The 14,240-nt window shown below is 69.8% G+C and carries 17 protein-coding genes; 4 read left to right on the forward strand and 13 right to left on the reverse strand.

What is annotated here, in order from left to right; all coding sequences use genetic code 11:
- Nucleotides 1-799: 799 nt before the first annotated feature.
- The 6 genes from ACFXMF_RS29615 to ACFXMF_RS29640 form a co-directional block, all read right to left on the reverse strand.
- Nucleotides 800-1,318 carry a helix-turn-helix domain-containing protein gene (locus tag ACFXMF_RS29615; RefSeq protein ID WP_379989707.1) on the reverse strand — a complete coding sequence of 173 codons (519 nt, stop codon included), beginning with the start codon at nt 1,316-1,318 and terminating at the stop codon, nt 800-802.
- Nucleotides 1,319-1,384: 66 nt separating this feature from the next.
- The gene (locus ACFXMF_RS29620) at nt 1,385-1,771 is read right to left on the reverse strand and encodes a type II toxin-antitoxin system RelE/ParE family toxin (RefSeq protein WP_379989706.1); all 387 of its coding nucleotides are present in this window, start codon (nt 1,769-1,771) and stop codon (nt 1,385-1,387) included.
- A 558-nt stretch (nt 1,772-2,329) separates the two neighbouring features.
- The gene (locus tag ACFXMF_RS29625; RefSeq protein ID WP_360323857.1) at nt 2,330-2,686 is read right to left on the reverse strand and encodes a VOC family protein; all 357 of its coding nucleotides are present in this window, start codon (nt 2,684-2,686) and stop codon (nt 2,330-2,332) included.
- Between the two features lie 37 nt (nt 2,687-2,723).
- On the reverse strand, nt 2,724-3,254 hold the full coding sequence (locus tag ACFXMF_RS29630) for an SRPBCC domain-containing protein (RefSeq protein WP_379989705.1): 531 nt from the start codon (nt 3,252-3,254) through the stop codon (nt 2,724-2,726).
- 50 nt (nt 3,255-3,304) lie between these two features.
- Nucleotides 3,305-3,643, reverse strand: a complete 339-nt coding sequence (locus ACFXMF_RS29635) for a metalloregulator ArsR/SmtB family transcription factor (RefSeq protein WP_360323861.1) — start codon at nt 3,641-3,643, stop codon at nt 3,305-3,307.
- Nucleotides 3,640-4,101, reverse strand: a complete 462-nt coding sequence (locus tag ACFXMF_RS29640) for an SRPBCC domain-containing protein (RefSeq protein ID WP_379989704.1) — start codon at nt 4,099-4,101, stop codon at nt 3,640-3,642. The genes ACFXMF_RS29635 and ACFXMF_RS29640 overlap by 4 nt, the downstream gene beginning before the upstream one ends.
- 462 nt (nt 4,102-4,563) lie before the next feature.
- Between ACFXMF_RS29640 and ACFXMF_RS29645 the strand changes: the two genes are divergently transcribed.
- Nucleotides 4,564-5,550 (forward strand): zinc-binding dehydrogenase, encoded by a 987-nt coding sequence (locus ACFXMF_RS29645; RefSeq protein WP_379989717.1) that lies wholly within the window; start codon nt 4,564-4,566, stop codon nt 5,548-5,550.
- Nucleotides 5,551-5,571: 21 nt separating this feature from the next.
- Here ACFXMF_RS29645 and ACFXMF_RS29650 read toward each other — a convergent pair whose 3' ends face one another.
- Nucleotides 5,572-6,576, reverse strand: coding sequence for a nitrilase family protein (locus ACFXMF_RS29650; protein ID WP_379989703.1), 1,005 nt, complete (start codon nt 6,574-6,576; stop codon nt 5,572-5,574).
- A 223-nt stretch (nt 6,577-6,799) separates the two neighbouring features.
- Here ACFXMF_RS29650 and ACFXMF_RS29655 point away from each other — a divergent pair, with 223 nt between their 5' ends.
- Nucleotides 6,800-7,786, forward strand: a complete 987-nt coding sequence (locus ACFXMF_RS29655) for a LysR family transcriptional regulator (protein ID WP_379989702.1) — start codon at nt 6,800-6,802, stop codon at nt 7,784-7,786.
- Nucleotides 7,787-7,925: 139 nt separating this feature from the next.
- Here the strand turns inward: ACFXMF_RS29655 and ACFXMF_RS29660 are convergent, their stop codons facing one another.
- The 4 genes from ACFXMF_RS29660 to ACFXMF_RS29675 form a co-directional block, all read right to left on the reverse strand.
- Entirely contained in the window at nt 7,926-8,405 is a 480-nt protein-coding gene (locus tag ACFXMF_RS29660; protein ID WP_360323869.1) for an Rrf2 family transcriptional regulator, read from the reverse strand.
- 83 nt (nt 8,406-8,488) lie between these two features.
- Nucleotides 8,489-9,250: a hypothetical protein gene (locus tag ACFXMF_RS29665; RefSeq protein ID WP_379989701.1), complete on the reverse strand. Its 762-nt coding sequence runs from the start codon at nt 9,248-9,250 to the stop codon at nt 8,489-8,491.
- Between the two features lie 542 nt (nt 9,251-9,792).
- The gene (locus ACFXMF_RS29670) at nt 9,793-11,142 is read right to left on the reverse strand and encodes a hypothetical protein (RefSeq protein WP_379989700.1); all 1,350 of its coding nucleotides are present in this window, start codon (nt 11,140-11,142) and stop codon (nt 9,793-9,795) included.
- A gap of 115 nt (nt 11,143-11,257) precedes the next feature.
- Nucleotides 11,258-11,773 carry a SigE family RNA polymerase sigma factor gene (locus ACFXMF_RS29675; RefSeq protein ID WP_379989699.1) on the reverse strand — a complete coding sequence of 172 codons (516 nt, stop codon included), beginning with the start codon at nt 11,771-11,773 and terminating at the stop codon, nt 11,258-11,260.
- A 163-nt stretch (nt 11,774-11,936) separates the two neighbouring features.
- Between ACFXMF_RS29675 and cspE the strand changes: the two genes are divergently transcribed.
- The gene (gene cspE, locus ACFXMF_RS29680; protein WP_360323877.1) at nt 11,937-12,146 is read left to right on the forward strand and encodes a transcription antiterminator/RNA stability regulator CspE; all 210 of its coding nucleotides are present in this window, start codon (nt 11,937-11,939) and stop codon (nt 12,144-12,146) included.
- 132 nt (nt 12,147-12,278) lie between these two features.
- On the opposite strand, the gene ACFXMF_RS29685 is transcribed toward cspE, so the two are convergent.
- Complete coding sequence (locus tag ACFXMF_RS29685) at nt 12,279-12,569, reverse strand: MTH1187 family thiamine-binding protein (protein WP_360323879.1); 291 nt, start codon at nt 12,567-12,569, stop codon at nt 12,279-12,281.
- A gap of 53 nt (nt 12,570-12,622) precedes the next feature.
- Nucleotides 12,623-13,546 (reverse strand): alpha/beta hydrolase, encoded by a 924-nt coding sequence (locus tag ACFXMF_RS29690; RefSeq protein WP_379989698.1) that lies wholly within the window; start codon nt 13,544-13,546, stop codon nt 12,623-12,625.
- A gap of 167 nt (nt 13,547-13,713) precedes the next feature.
- Here ACFXMF_RS29690 and ACFXMF_RS29695 point away from each other — a divergent pair, with 167 nt between their 5' ends.
- Nucleotides 13,714-14,064: a hypothetical protein gene (locus tag ACFXMF_RS29695; protein WP_360323883.1), complete on the forward strand. Its 351-nt coding sequence runs from the start codon at nt 13,714-13,716 to the stop codon at nt 14,062-14,064.
- The last annotated feature ends 176 nt before the right edge of the window (nt 14,065-14,240 follow it).

Below are 14,240 nucleotides of genomic sequence, written 5' to 3' on the forward strand. Positions count from 1 at the left end.
CGATTTCAGGAATTCGCTCACACCCGCTCCGGAGCCGTTTCCGAAGCGAAGCCGAAAACGTGTGGACCGCCGCGAATTGGCCTGTGAGGGTTTGACGCATGGATCCCACAGCTGTGGAGCAGGCGCGACGGTCGGATGAGCGTCTGACTCAGGCGATCAGTCAGGCGCAGCCTGTCTGGGAGTCGATCCACGATCACGATGCGTTTCGGCGGTTCTTGGACGACCAAGGTTGGGGTGCCGTCCTGACGATCGCTGTGATTTGCCGGGTGCAGGGATGCGAACTCAAGGACGCCATTGACATCTACGACTTATACTGCGCGCGCACGCGGAAGGGGGTAGCTGGTTCGTGAAGGTCGGAACCACGCGAGGATGGCCGCCAACGACGACCCGCACGCGGGTCGCGCTGGATGGGTACTCACCTTGCACCGAACACGATCTTTCGTGCCAGAAGGGGCGGGGTCTCGCAGTCATTGGCGGACACTGACGGGCTGTTGCGCTCGTCGTGGCACCGCAGGGGCGGGGCTGGGCAGGGTGCGTTCGAGGGTCCGGTTGGAACGGCGCTTCCCAAGCTTAGAACGCGAGTTCGATTCTCGTCGCCCGCTCGTGAGGCTGAGGCCCAGGTTACGGACATGATCCGCAGCCTGGGCCTTCGTCGTTCCCAGCTCGCTACGCCTCGCGTGTGGGGTCCGTGGTGGATGCGCGTCGATGTCGGCCCTGGAGCTTTTTGAGCCGCTCCGCGATGACGTCGGGAACGGCTTGGCAGCGCAACTGCCGCCTTCGAGGCAACGTCCGGTACCCGTTACATATCTACCCTTATCCGATGCACCGTGTTTCCGGCAGTGGTGGCGCTGCGAGGCTTGTGGGGGAGCCCGGTAAGCAGGGATTGGCCTCCGCGCGTCGTTGAAGTCGCGGGGACGCGACAAGCCGACCGAGTCGTCGAACGGGTTGCCCGGCGGGCAGCCAGCTTAAAGGTCACCACCGGGTTGTCAGTGAGCAATGCGACTGTGAAGTGCCCTCCCAAGGCGCGTCCCAGGCGGAGCAATGTCGGTGTGGTCACCGGTCGGCCGCCGTCCTCAAGGCGGCGGATGACCCGCTCGTTCATCCCCGCGCGGCGGGCGAGTTCCGCCTTCGTCCAGCCGAGTGCAATGCGGCGGTTGTAAACGGCTTGGGCCATCGCGTCACCGAGCGCGGCCTCCGCATACGCCTGGTCGAACTCCTCGACCTCGCCCGTGGTCATCGCATCCGCGTGGGATGTCTCAGGGACGGGCTCGGCAGCCGCCTTCGCGGCCCTGCGACGCATTGCCTCACGCGCATTCATCGTCCTGCCTCCGTCAGTCATCTCGTCCGTCGCCGTCGGTCTTCCCGGTTTGCCACCAGCCGTTCGTCACCGGGCGCCCAGTTCCAGCGGCTCCCCGGCGAAGATGATCGCGACCGGCGCACCGGAGTGGTCGTTCTGGCATGTCTTCATCACCTGTCGGGCACGCTCGACATGCAGGTGCTCGTTCATCCTCTGCTTGCGGAACACCGTCAAGAGCACCGCGGTCGCGTCGGTGCGGATCCAGTAGGTGATCCGCACCGCCCGGTTCGCCAAATCGAACCGCAGCTCGAACAGCCCTTGACCGAGCGGCTTGGACCGGGGCATACCCATACGTTCGCCCTCGTTGGCCAGCCGTTCGACAAAGCGCTTAACCGTGCCCCGCTGGGCTGCGGGCAGCCCTTCAAGCCATGCCCGCACCTCGGGCTCCATCTCGATCGCGAACACACCACTCATGATACCGGACAATTTTGTCCGCCTTCGGGTGTCGCTGGGTGACTGTGCAGCGCATCGACCTCGTGTGCAGCGCAGGCCACGAATTTGCGGTCGTCATTGGCAACCGCGAGGGAGAGGAGTACATCGGCCTCGTCTCGTCGTAAAGCAGGGATCCGCGCTTCAGCTTGGAGGGCTGCCGTGCCAGATGTGTGCCAGGACATCTCGTCGCGCGCTCGTTGCACAAAGGCCCAGGTCACGAACATGATCCGAGACTTGGGCCTTCGTTGTTCCCGGGCTTGCTGCGGCTCGTGTGCCGGATTCTGGGGCTTCTCCCCGCTTCGCGGTGGCGTCGGCGAGGGCTTGGTCTCGGCCGGGGGTGTTCGAGGGCCCGGCTGGAACGGCGCTTCCCCGGCTTGGAACGCTGGTTTGGTTCTCGTCGCCCGCTCGTGAAGCCAAGGCCCAGGTCACGGACATGATCCGTGACCTGGGCCTTTGTCGTTTCCGGGGTTGGTGCGGCTTGTGGGCTGGTGGGGTGTGGGGGCGCGTCTTTGGTTGTTGTTGGTGTGGGAGGGGTGGGGGTCAGTGCGGGGGGTTGGTGAATTGGATCAGTTGGAGGTAGTTGCCGTCGGGGTCTTGGAAGGTGGCGAATCGGCCGGCGGGGCGGGTGGTGGGTTCTGCGATCCAGGACACGCCGGCGGCGTTGAGTTGGGCCTCGTATGGGGGGAAGTCGTCTACGTGGAAGTTGAGGATCGCGCGGCCCGGTTCGGGGTTGGTGGGGCTTACGTCGTCTCGTTGGTCGATGACGAGTAGCAGGTTGCCGAGTGGGATGGGGCCGTCGCCGGTGTGGTCGGGGGCGAGGACCTTGAGGTACCAGGCGCGTAGTTCGTTGGCTCGGGTGCTGCCGAGGAGGATGCTTCCGGCGGGCATGGTGGGCATTTCGGTTCCTTTTTTGGTGGGTGGGGTCGGGCGATGGTTACCAGGGCTCGGGGAGGGCGGCTCCGGTGGTGATCAGGCTGCGGAGGCTGCCGTTGATGTAGTGGAGCCAGGCGGTGGAGCAGGCGCCGAAGCACTCGACGTCCGGGAGCAGGCCGACGTGGGTGAAGCGCAGCTCCGTGCCGGTGGGCGTGGGGGCGATGTCGAACACGATTTCGGTGCCGGTCCACTCGTCCGGCTCCGGGACGAAGGACAGGGCGCTGTCGGTGACCCGCCAGACGACGCGGCGGTTCGGGTCGAGTTCGACCACGCGCTGGCGGCTGTAGTGCTGCGGGGGGTGGCGGTAGCTGAACTCGGCGTCCTGGGTGTCGGTTGGGCCCTCGATCTGCCCGGTCCACCAGGCGCGGACGTCGAGGATGGCGGCGAAGACCTCGGCTGGTGACCGGTCGACCGTGTAGGAGGTCGAGTAGCCGCCGGCGAGGGGCGCCGTGTCCGGTGCGGTGGTTGGCGCGGTGGTTGGCGCGGTGGTTGGGGCGGTGGTTTCGGGGGTGCTTGCTGATCGGGTTGTCATGGGTGATCGCGTCCTGGTTCGGTGTTCCGGTGTGCCGGGGGCGGGTGTGGTCAGTTGCGCTTGGCCTTTTGGATGCGTTCGGCGATCTGCTTGATGCGTTGCAGGCGGGCGTCCCAGGTGGCACCGACGGCGGACAACTGGGCCACCGCGCGGGCGAGTTGGGCCTCGTCGACGTTGTAGCGGCGCTCACGGCCGGCCGGGGTCGCGTGTACCAGGCCGACGCGGTCCAGGACGCCGAGGTGCTTGGCGACCGCCTGCCGGGTGACGGGGAGGCGCTCGCTGAGCGTGGTGGCCGTACCGCCGCCGTGGGCGAGGAGCAGGTCGAGCATGCGTCGGCGGGTCGGGTCGCCGACCGCGGACCACAGGTCGTCGTCGATCGTGGTGTTCACGGCCGCGCCCCCAGCTTGGCGGCGTACGTGACCAGGCGCGGGAGGAAGAGGTCCCAGCCGTGGACGTGCTCGTGGTACGCCTCCTCCAGTACGGCGGCCTCCCACCCGCGCTCGCGGAAGCCGGTCTCCCGGAAGCGCAGCAGCGTGCCGTCGCCGGACGGTACGAGGTCGAAGGTCACCAGGAGCGAGTTCGTCTCGGTGGCCGGGCTCTCGTCGTAGACCCAGCGGAACACGAACCGGCGGGGCGGGTCGGCCTCCAGCACGGTGAGCGGCACGATCGTCGCGTCGGGCGACGTCGGGTCGCCGAAGGTGATCGCGCCGGTGGCACCCGGGACCGGGACGAGGTCGGCGTCGTCGGGCCACCACTCGCGCAGGTGTTCGGGTGAGCTGATCACCTCGTAGACCACGTCGGGGGCGGCATCGATGTGGAGCTCCCGCTCGATGCTTCCGTACTCCATCTCCATGTGATCCTCCTGAACGCCTTGACGCAACCATCGGTTGCACTTCCAACGTAACCCGCGCATCCCACTGACGCAACCTTTCGTTGCGCATGCGGTGAGCAAGCGTCGGAACGGTCGACCGGCGGGCGTTGGATCGGTCGCCCCGGCCGCCCGCCGACCCGGGACACCCGCGCCCCGCCCCCTGGCCGGCCTTCACCTCACGCGGCCCGCGCACCAGGGTCGGCGAGAGCCGAATGTGCCCGGGGGGAACCGAATCCCGAGACGGTGCGCGGTTTCACCGGCGTGCCCACGATCGGGGAGGTGATTCGCGATGGGGCGGAGGCGTCCTGGCCCGTGGCCCGCTTCCGGGCGACGTCGTGAGCGCGGCGGGTCGGTGAAGGACCGGGAGGCGGCGACCGCTCATAGTGTTCCGGTATCGGCGGGCCGGGTGATCGGTTGGAGGGTTCGGTGGGCGGGACGATGCGGGCTGTGGTGTTGAGCGGGCCCGGGCCGGTGGAGAACCTGGCGGTGCGGGAGCTGGCGGTTCCCGAGGTGCGGCCGGGGTGGGTTCGGGTTGCGGTGAAGGCGTTCGGGCTCAATCGGTCGGAGTTGCATACGCGGCTCGGGCTGGCCGAGGGGGTCACGTTTCCGCGGGTGCCGGGGATCGAGGCCGTCGGGGTGGTGGATGCGGTCGATCCGGCCGATGTGGGGCGTGCTCCGGCGGTCGGGCGGCAAGTGGTGACGATGATGGGGGACATGGGGCGTACCTACGACGGTGGGTACGCGGAGTACACGTTGGTGCCGGTCGAGCAGGTCATCGCGTTTTCGTCGGAGTTGGCCTGGGACGTGGTCGGGGCGGTGCCGGAGACGTTGCAGACCGCCCATGGGTCGTTGACCACCGGGTTGGATCTGGCCGCCGGGCAGACCCTGCTGGTTCGCGGGGGGACCTCGTCGGTCGGGTTGGCGGCGGCGGCGTTGGCCAAGGGGCTCGGGGCGACCGTGTTGGCGACCACTCGCAAGGCCGCGAATGTGGACGTGCTGAAGGCTCAGGGGGTCGACCACGTGCTGGTCGACGACGGGAGCATCGCCGGGGCGGTTCGGGCGCTGTATCCCGATGGGGTCGATGCCGCACTGGAGTTGGTCGGGACGCCGACGCTGCCGGACACGCTGGCCGCCACTCGGGTGCACGGCACGGTGTGCTTCACCGGCATGTTGTCCAATCAGTGGCTCGTACACGACTTCTACCCGATCGGGTATCTGCCGAAGGGCGTTCGGCTGACCGCCTACGGGGGCGACAGTGGTGACCTGCCGGGCGAGGTGTTGCAGCGCTACCTCGACGAGATCGCCGCGGGACGGATTTCGTTGGGGCCGACGCACGTGTATCGGCTGGACGAGATTCGTCAGGCCCACACGGATATGGAAATGGGCCGTGCCGTGGGCAAGTTGGTGGTGTCGACCGGTCGCTGAGCCGGGACCCGGCCCGCCTCCCTACGCCGCCCCGGGACCGCTGCCACCGGGGTCCAGGGTCGGCGGGTCGGCGGAGAAGCGGGCCGCCCTGGCGTCGCGTTCGTCGCCGAAGTGCCGGGTGAGGATGTCGTAGAGGGCGGGCCGGCGGCCCTTGAGCCAGCGGCGTCCGGTGGACATCGGGATCAGGGACAGGTCGATGTCGGCGCTGACCATGGCGTCCGCGGCGGCGGAGGTCTCGGTGAGGATGCGCCCGTAGGGGTCGAGGATCATCGCGTTGCCGGTACGGACCTCGTCGTCGTCCCGGCCCACGCCGTTGCTGAAGATCAACGCCAGGCCGTTGTCGTGGGCCCGGGCCGGGAGCCAGCGCATCAGCCAGGCTCGGCCGCTTTCGCCGCGGAAGGCCGCTTCGATGGCGGCGGGGTCGCGGTGGCGGCCCTCCCACAGGGCCATCGGGATCGGACGCATGGCGTGTGGGCTGCGTGAGGCGGTGCCGCCGGTCTGGTGCGGGGCCACCAGGATCGAGGCGCCGAGCAGGGCGGTGGCGCGGACGTTCTCCACCAGATTGTTGTCCCAGCAGATGAGGATGCCGACGCGGGCGCCCCACGGGGTGTCGAAGACGGTGTAGCGGTCGCCGCTGGAGATGGCCTCGTGTTCGAAGGCGTGCAGCTTGCGGTGACAGTGCACTCGGCCGTCCGGGAGGCAAACGGCGTACGAGTTGTAGAGGCGGCCCTCGGCCGGGTCGATTTCGAGGAAGCCGAGGCCGGCGGCGATGCCCAGCTCCATGGCGAGCCGGCGCACATGCTCAACGGACGGGCCGGAGAGCGGTTCGGCGAGTTCGCGCAGACGTTCGGGGGTGTGTCGGCGTAGGTGCCAGTAGCCCAGCAGACACATCTCGGGCAGTACGACCAGCCGGACCCCGTCGGCGGCTGCGGCGCGGACGAAGTGTTCGACGCGGGCGAGGTTGTGCGCCTTGTCGTCCGGGCGAGGCTCGAACTGTACGGCGGCGCAACGCAGCAACTGATCCATGGCGGCTCCCGTTCGTGGTGACGCGGATGGGTCTTACGCGGATGGGTCCGACGCGGCCGGTTCGGTCCGGCCCGAGGTGGTTCGATGCCGGCGAACGCGGGCGGGCCGGACCGACTCCCGGCCGGGCCGTTCTCATCACAGCGGCCGGCACCGCTCGCCGTCCAATGAATGTTTGGGCCGTTTCGATAACCCGGTGGAATGGATCGCGGCCTAGGCTCGCGCCATGGACGTGCGTTTGTTGCGGGCGCTGGTGGCGGTGGCGGACTGTGGTGGGTTCGGGGTCGCCGCAGGACGGTTGTCGGTCAGCCAGCCCGCGTTGACCAAGCAGATCCAGGCGCTGGAGGCCGAGGTCGGCGGCGCGTTGTTCGTCCGAGGGCGGCAGGGGGCGGAGCCGACCCGACTGGGCCTGGCGCTGTTGCCCGAGGCACGTGAACTGGTCCGCCGCATCGATCTGTTGACCCGGCGGGCCGCACAGTTCAAGCGTGGGGAGGCGGGCAGTCTGGCGGTCGGGTTCGGGCTGTCCGGTATCGATCTGGCCCCGCAGGCCGTGGCGGCCTTTCGGCGGCGCTTCCCGGGCGTCGGGATCACGCTGGAGGACATGTCGTCCGCCGCGCAGATCGAGGGGGTACGGGCCGGCGACCTCGATGTGGGGTTCGTACGGCTGCCGGCGCCGGACGACCTGGCGCGGCTGGTGGTCCTGACCGACACCCTGGCGGTGGCCTCGCCCGGGGACCAGGAGCCGCCGCCGACGGATGCGGTCGGGGTCGCCGCGTGGTTGCGCGGGCGGCCGGTGGTGCGGCTGACGCGGGCCAAGGGGCCGGGGTTGGTGCGGCAGATAGAGCTGTTCGAGGGCGAGTTCGACGCGCGGCCCGAGTTGGTCCAGGAGGCGTCCGACCTCCAGACGGTGCTGGCTCTGGTGGCGGCGGGGGTGGGCGCGGCGCTGGTACCGGCGGGCGCCGCCGACATCGCGGCGGCCACGGTCCGGGTGACGCCGATCGAGTGCGACGGTGGGCGCGCTCGCGGATCCGACGCGGTGTCCTGGCGGATCGGCGCGGTCTGGGACCGGGCTCGGGCCACGCGGGCCCGGGACAACTTCCTCACCGTCGTTCGAGAACTCACCGACCGCCGCGACGCGGACGCCTCCGACGGCGGCTCGGTCCGCCCGCCCGGCCGGGCCGGCGGACCCGACGGCTCTTCCGGCGTCCGGTAGAACGCGCACGGGAACGGCGGGCGGCCCGGGCTTCGCCCAGGCACAAGGGGTGTCCGGTCGGGTCGGTGAGAACTCGCCGATGTTCGTGCGGCCGCTGCTCCGGGAGCGCGGACCGCGCTCGTGCCCGGCGGAGGTCGGGTCAGGTCTTGGCGAGGCGGGTGCGGGTGAGTTCCGGCGTATCGGGAGAGCGGGATTCGACGGTGGCCCTGAGGTCGGCGAGGGTTTGGCCGGCCAGTTCCCGGCGCCAGGCGAGGTCGGCTCGGGACATGGCCTGGGCGACGGCGCACGAGGTGCGGTAGTCGGCCGTGGGGTCGGCGTCGGGGCCGTTGTGCAGGATCTGTTGGCAGCGGAAGGCCGGGTCGGGGCCCTCGATCGCGACGACCACATCCATCAGGGTGATGTCCTTGAGGGCGCGGGCGAGCCGGAAGCCGCCGCGTGGGCCGGAGGTCGAGGTGACGATGCCGGCGCGGGCGAGCGCCTGGAGCTGCTTGTTCAGGTACGCGGCGGGCAGGCCGTAGAACGCGGCCAGTTTGGTGGCCGTGACGGCGGTGCCCGATTCGGCCCATGCCAGGTTGAGGCAACTGTGCAGCGCCCACTCCACGCCTTCGCTCATCTGCATATGCTGGACGCTACCCATCCAGAATACTCGGAACAACCCCGATTCCCCCGAACGGCCCCGGACCCGGGCGGGCCCGAAGGCGCCTACAGGGGCAGGTCGGCGAGTTGTTCGAGACGTCTGGCTCGGGCGATGGCGTCGAGGGGTGGGGACTCGATGCCGGTGCGGCAGCTTCGGCACCGGGCGCCGGGGACGAGGTCGGGGCCGGGACGGCCGCAGTCGGAGCATTCCACCAGGCGCGGGCGGCGCGACTGGGCCGGGATCACGGGGAGTTTCGGGGCCTTGGTGAGGCGGTAGTGCAGCAGGCCGGGCTTGATCCTCCGCCCCGGCGGTGGCAGGTCCTCGGTGAGTTCGCGGAAGACCTCGGCCTCGGTGTCGCCATCGGCGAGCCGGGCCAGCAGGAAGGGCACGAGGGTACGCAACTCCCGCTCCTTGAAGGCCAGTCGCTCGTCCACGTCGGCAAGCGAGCGCAGCAGCGCCAGGGCACGCACGGCGGGATCCTCGACGGACGCGGCAGCGGACGCGGGGGTCCGCCCGTCACCGGCCGCGCGCGGCCCGGCCCATTCGGTGAAACGACCGAGCAGCCGCCCGGTCGTCGAGTCCCGTAAGCGCTTGGCCACCACGATGCCGGCTTCGGTGAGTTCCCCAAGCACGCGGCGGGCGACGTGCGCGCCCACGTTGATGAGTTCGCGGATGGTGTCGACGGTCAGCGGGGTGCCCTCGGGCAGGACGTGGTAGCGGAGGGCCGCTTCCAACGCACGTCCGGAAAGGGAGCCGTATCGGGCCAACACGGCGACGACGGGGTCCTGGACAGGAGTGGGGGTATCGCTACCCTGTGATTCAGCCACGGCGAGCTCTTTCTCGTTCTGTGGTCAGGCCCTCGTCTCGGTGTTGGTAGCACCTGCGGGGGCCGAGTTACGTTTCGGGCAAGGAACAGCACACAGTGCGACGATGCCCGCCGTCAATCACCCTCACGAGTGACACTGCGTGGCCAAGCGCCCCCACCCAGGGCCGGCCGCCGCCGCGAGGCGGCCGGCCTAGTGGGTCCTAGAGGAGCGCCTCGTCCGCACAACGGAAAACCGCATCCACGGGCTGAGCTCGACATTCGGCCGAATCCTCGGATCGCCGCCCCGTACAGCGGAATTCACGCACATCGGTAAACCCGCCGAGCGGGCGGTTCGACGCCCGAAGGCCGAGGGTTCGTCGTCTGCACCGTCGTCGCTTCCTCGGGTGGTTGTCGCCGGGCGCCCGAACGCAGACATGCCTCTTACGTCCTCCGCGGTTCGGAAGAACCACCGAGGACGTAAGAGGACATAAGAGGATGTGAGAGGACGCAGGAGAACCTGCGCGGACGTGCGCGGACGTCAGCAAACCCCGGGAACCACCATGCCTACTGCCGCCAGCGCGGGTCCGCGGCCATCGTGCGAAGTTGGTCGAGGGTCAGCGCCGGTTCGCTCCGGGACGGCTCGGGCTTCCCTCCGGTGTACTCGAACAGGGCTCCCTCGGAGTCCGGGTCTTGGTTCAGGACGAGGCCGGGGCTGACGCCGTTCCCCGCGCTGACCCAAACCATGCGCCCGTCCGGGTAGCGCACGCTCGCGCGCCAGTCGAGGAACTCCGGCGGACCGTTGCCCACCGACTGCCGGACGGCGAGGGTCGTGGTGCCGTCGGGCAGAGTCTCGGTGCGGCAGTCCGCCCGCCCGGCGCAGGTCTCCAACGGCGTGTTCGGGTAGCCCATGCTCGCCGTGACCGTCGACCGCCCGCGCGCGTCGCCGATCACGAGCGTCGCACCGTATTCCGGCTCCCCCTTCGAGATGACGTTCGTGCCCGGTGGCAGCAGATCCTCCAGGACCGCGAGCATGCGCTTGTCCGGGGTGGGGAGCGCGGTCACGGCCCGGTCCCAGTGGGAGTCCGTGGCGATTCGGGTGAGGTCGGCTATCGTCAACCGCGGATCCTCGTGCACCCCGATCACCCCGTTGGCCGACCCGATGTGCTGGTCACGAACTCCCCCGCTGTGGGCGCCGACCGCGATCCGGCCACCGTCCGGCCGGTCCAGGACGACGCGCCAGAACCTTTGTCGAGCGTCTCCCCACGCGTTGGTATGGATCTTGGTGACGGTCAGCTTGGAGCCGTCCGCCCGCTCGGTGGTCTTGCACTCGTCATAGGGTCGACGACCATCCACCGCTCCGCAGTCGGTCAGCCGGGAGTCTGCGGTACCCGGGGCCGGCCGGGAGAGCTTGACCTCGACGCCGGATTTTCCGCGTGCGTCGGAGTACACCAGCTTCGCGAACGGATCCCGGGCAATCAGCGGCGGATCCTTGGGGGTGGCCTGCGAACCCTCGCCGGACACCTCGCTCACCTTCCCGGCCGCCGGCACCAGACTCTTGAGCACGGAGACCATCTGATTGCCCGTCACGGGCCACCCCGTGGGCAGTTCGGCATCCGGCACCGTGCGGCGGGACGCGGGCGAGCCGTCCGCCTCCAGGCTCCGGTCGAGGGCGACCCCGCCCCCCACCACGGCGACCGTCAGCGCGCACATGGCGGCGCCGAGCCGGATACGCCGGCCCCGACGCAGTCGCCTCCCCCGCGCCACACCTCGGACGATCACCTCCGGGTCGTACGCCGGGAAGCCGTCGACCACGGCACTCAGGGCTCCCGGCAGGGCCTGCTCGAACTCTTGGTCGTGGTAGGGGACTTGCCGTTCCGAGTCCCGGGAGGCCGATCCAGGGCGGTCAGCGGCCACGATGCGATCACCGGTCCTTTCGATAAGAGCGAGCACGCGAAATACGGCGAAGCTCGATGAGGATGCACGATGTGGAATGAAAACAACGGAAATGCCGTGCCCGAACGCGCCGACCTCACGGCCGGTCGAGGGCCAGCCCGGCCAACTGGTCGCCCAGCAGGCCGCGCAGGCGATCCAGCGCGCGGTGCGAACGCACCCGCACCGCGCCCTCGGACAGGTCCAACATCTCGGCGGTCTGCTCCACCGAGCGGTCCTCCCAATAGCGCAGGACCAGCACCGCCCGATCGTGCGGCGCGAGTGCGCCCAGACCGTCGAGGAGGGCGAGCCGCAGCTCGGGATCCCCCTTCGCGCGATGCGCCCGCTCGGGCACGGAGTCGGTCGTGCGCTCGGTGGAGCTCTTGCGGCGCTGCTGGGCGATATAGATACGGACCAGGGTGGTGTGCGCGTATGCGAACGGCCACTCCATCCGGCTGACCTTGCGCCACCTCGGATACAGCTTGCCGAGGGTCTCCTGGAGGAGATCCTCGGCGGCGTGCCAGTCCCCCGAGGTGAGCAGGCATGCGGTACGGAACAGCCTGCGGCTGTATGTCGCGGCGAACTCCTGGAACTCCGCGTCACTCGCGCCGGGCATGCGTTGGCCCCCGTTCGTCGACGTCACCCCAAGCAATGAGGTGGAGCCGACGATTCGTTACAGCCCCGCCGATCGGGTTCCTGGTTTCCGGTACCCGTCGCGTTGGGCAGGCTCGATGAGCGCGTAACCACGCGGTACTTCGGAGTTCGGGAGAGGCGACCAGATGGCCAGGATCAAGGGGAGCGTGAAGTGGTTCAACGAGGCCAAGGGATTCGGCTTCATCAGCCCGGAGGACGGCAGCAAGGACGTCTTCGTGCACTTCAGTGCGATCCAGAGCAATGGCTTCAAGACGCTCGCCGAGGGCCAGTCGGTCGAATTCGAGATCCAGGACGGCCAGAAGGGCCCGAGCGCCGCCAACGTGCTCGCCGTCTGACCTGATCCGCCCTGCCGAGGGAGCCAAGCGCCTCGGCACCGAAGCACCGCGACACCGCGACACCGCGATCGTGGCCACGAACCCGGTTCACCGACTCGTGGCCACGACGGCGCGGCGAGGCCGCCGCGCGAGCTACGCCAGATACCGCTCGATCGTCTCCACCTTCGCGGTCAGCCCGTCCACGACCCCGTCGCGGATGTCCGCCTTGAGCACCAGGCTGACCCGGTTCGAGCGCGCCTTGACCGCCTCGACGGCCGCCTTCACCACGGCCATCACCTCGTCCCACTCGCCCTCGATCGAGGTGAACATGGCATCGGTACGGTTCGGCAGCCCACTGGCCCGCACCACCCGGACGGCTTCCGCGACCGCCTCCCCGACGTCTTCACCGACACCGAGCGGGGACACCGAGAACGCCACGATCACGACAACACCTTCCGCAGCCCGACCATCGTCGTCCCCAGCCTAGATCCCGCCCGCTACGCGACCTCGAACGCCACCCGCAGGGCTCGGCGGATGTCGGCCGTCGCGCGGCGCGAGACGTCGGCGGCCGGGATCGCGTTGGAGCCGTGGAAGGTGCCCGGGCGATGGTGGAGTTCGACGCGCACACCGGCGCAGATCAGCCGGCACGCGTACTCGATGGCCTCGTCGCGCAGCGGGTCCAGCTCGTTGGCGGTGATGTACGCCGGAGGCAGGTTCGTCAGGTCCTCGGCGCGGGCCGGCGCGGCGTACGCGGTCGGCTCGGCGCCGGCCAGGTAGTACTGCCAACTCAGCGCCGCCTGGTGCCGGTCCCACAGCGGCGCCGTCTCGAACTCGCGCATCGACGGGGTGTCCAGGCGATCGTCCAGCACGGCCGTGTCGAGCACCTGGTACACCAGCGCCGGACCGCCCTCGTCCCGCGCCCGCAGCGCCAGCGCCGCCGCCAGGGCGCCACCCGCGCTGACCCCGCCCACCGCGATCCGGGCCGGGTCGGCGCCGAACGAGGACGCGTGCTCGGCCACCCAGCACAGCGCGGCCCACGCGTCGTCGAAACCGGCCGGGAACGGGTGCTCGGGCGCGAGCCGATACTCCACACTCACCACGACGCAACCGACCTCCAGCGCGGTGGCCACGCAACTGCCGTCCGAGCTGTCGACGTCGCCGAACACGAAGCCGCCGCCGTGGAACCACACCAGCACCCCGAGCGCGCCGGCCGGCCCGGTCGCGGCGGCGTCCTTGGGCAGGTAGATCCGCACCGGTACGTTCCCGGCCACGATCCGGTCCTCGACCAGCAGGCCGTCCGGGCGCTGCACCGGCTGGGTGCGGGCCTGCTGCGACGCGCGGAAGGCCGTCGGGTCGGCAATGTCCACGGTCGGCAGGTACGGGAGGACCGCGAGCAATTCGGGGTCTATGCGGTGTTCCATGCCGCGGAAACTAGCAGCGGATGCCGGCAACTTCCATGACGGTCCGTCAGATCCGACCGAAGCGAGGCGGAAGTCACTCCGTCGGCGGCACCGGAAGGCTCCGGGCGACCGCCCCCACCTGCGAAATCCGCTTTCACCCGGACCACCCGCGGACGCACCATGTGGCCATGAACGCGATCCCCACCACGACGCTCTGGCGGCCGACCGGACCGGCCGAATTGGAGCTGGTGCGCGAGTCCGGCTGGACCGCGTGGCCGCCCAGGCTGCCCGACCAGCCGATCTTCTATCCGGTGCTGAACGAGGACTACGCGATCAAGATCGCCCGCGACTGGAACGTACCGGCCTCCGGCGCCGGCTACGTAACCCGCTTCCACATCGAAACCGAGTACGTGATCCGCTACCCGGTACGCCAGGCCGGCGGCCGAACCATCCTCGAACTCTGGGTCCCCGCCGAAGACCTGCCCGAATTCAACCGCCACATCATCGGCCCGATAGAACTCGTCCACGAGTTCCACTGACCCACCCCACCCCGACCCGCCCCCCAGCGGCCCCACCCACCCCGGGCAGCCCCCGCCCCCGACAGACCACCCACACCCGCCGCCCCACCCCCAGGCGCGTCAGCGCCCCCGACCCAGCCCCACCCCGGTGATCGACGCGCGCAGCGCGCAGAGCGGCGGAGCCGCAAAACAAAGAC

The sequence above is a fragment of the Embleya sp. NPDC059213 genome (genome assembly GCF_042754445.1).
In the GTDB taxonomy this organism is placed as follows: Bacteria; Actinomycetota; Actinomycetes; order Streptomycetales; family Streptomycetaceae; genus Embleya.

Coding starts and splice junctions, on each gene's coding strand:
- ACFXMF_RS29630 (WP_379989705.1), bottom strand. CDS start 3,254: ATGACAACCCGATCAGCAAGCACCCCCGAAACCACCGCCCCAACCACC.
- ACFXMF_RS29625 (WP_360323857.1), bottom strand. CDS start 2,686: ATGCCCACCATGCCCGCCGGAAGCATCCTCCTCGGCAGCACCCGAGCC.
- cspE (WP_360323877.1), top strand. CDS start 11,937: ATGGCCAGGATCAAGGGGAGCGTGAAGTGGTTCAACGAGGCCAAGGGA.
- ACFXMF_RS29660 (WP_360323869.1), bottom strand. CDS start 8,405: ATGCAGATGAGCGAAGGCGTGGAGTGGGCGCTGCACAGTTGCCTCAAC.
- ACFXMF_RS29620 (WP_379989706.1), bottom strand. CDS start 1,771: ATGAGTGGTGTGTTCGCGATCGAGATGGAGCCCGAGGTGCGGGCATGG.
- ACFXMF_RS29690 (WP_379989698.1), bottom strand. CDS start 13,546: ATGGAACACCGCATAGACCCCGAATTGCTCGCGGTCCTCCCGTACCTG.
- ACFXMF_RS29650 (WP_379989703.1), bottom strand. CDS start 6,576: ATGGATCAGTTGCTGCGTTGCGCCGCCGTACAGTTCGAGCCTCGCCCG.
- ACFXMF_RS29675 (WP_379989699.1), bottom strand. CDS start 11,773: ATGCCCGGCGCGAGTGACGCGGAGTTCCAGGAGTTCGCCGCGACATAC.
- ACFXMF_RS29615 (WP_379989707.1), bottom strand. CDS start 1,318: ATGAATGCGCGTGAGGCAATGCGTCGCAGGGCCGCGAAGGCGGCTGCC.
- ACFXMF_RS29655 (WP_379989702.1), top strand. CDS start 6,800: ATGGACGTGCGTTTGTTGCGGGCGCTGGTGGCGGTGGCGGACTGTGGT.
- ACFXMF_RS29640 (WP_379989704.1), bottom strand. CDS start 4,101: ATGGAGTACGGAAGCATCGAGCGGGAGCTCCACATCGATGCCGCCCCC.
- ACFXMF_RS29645 (WP_379989717.1), top strand. CDS start 4,564: ATGCGGGCTGTGGTGTTGAGCGGGCCCGGGCCGGTGGAGAACCTGGCG.
- ACFXMF_RS29695 (WP_360323883.1), top strand. CDS start 13,714: ATGAACGCGATCCCCACCACGACGCTCTGGCGGCCGACCGGACCGGCC.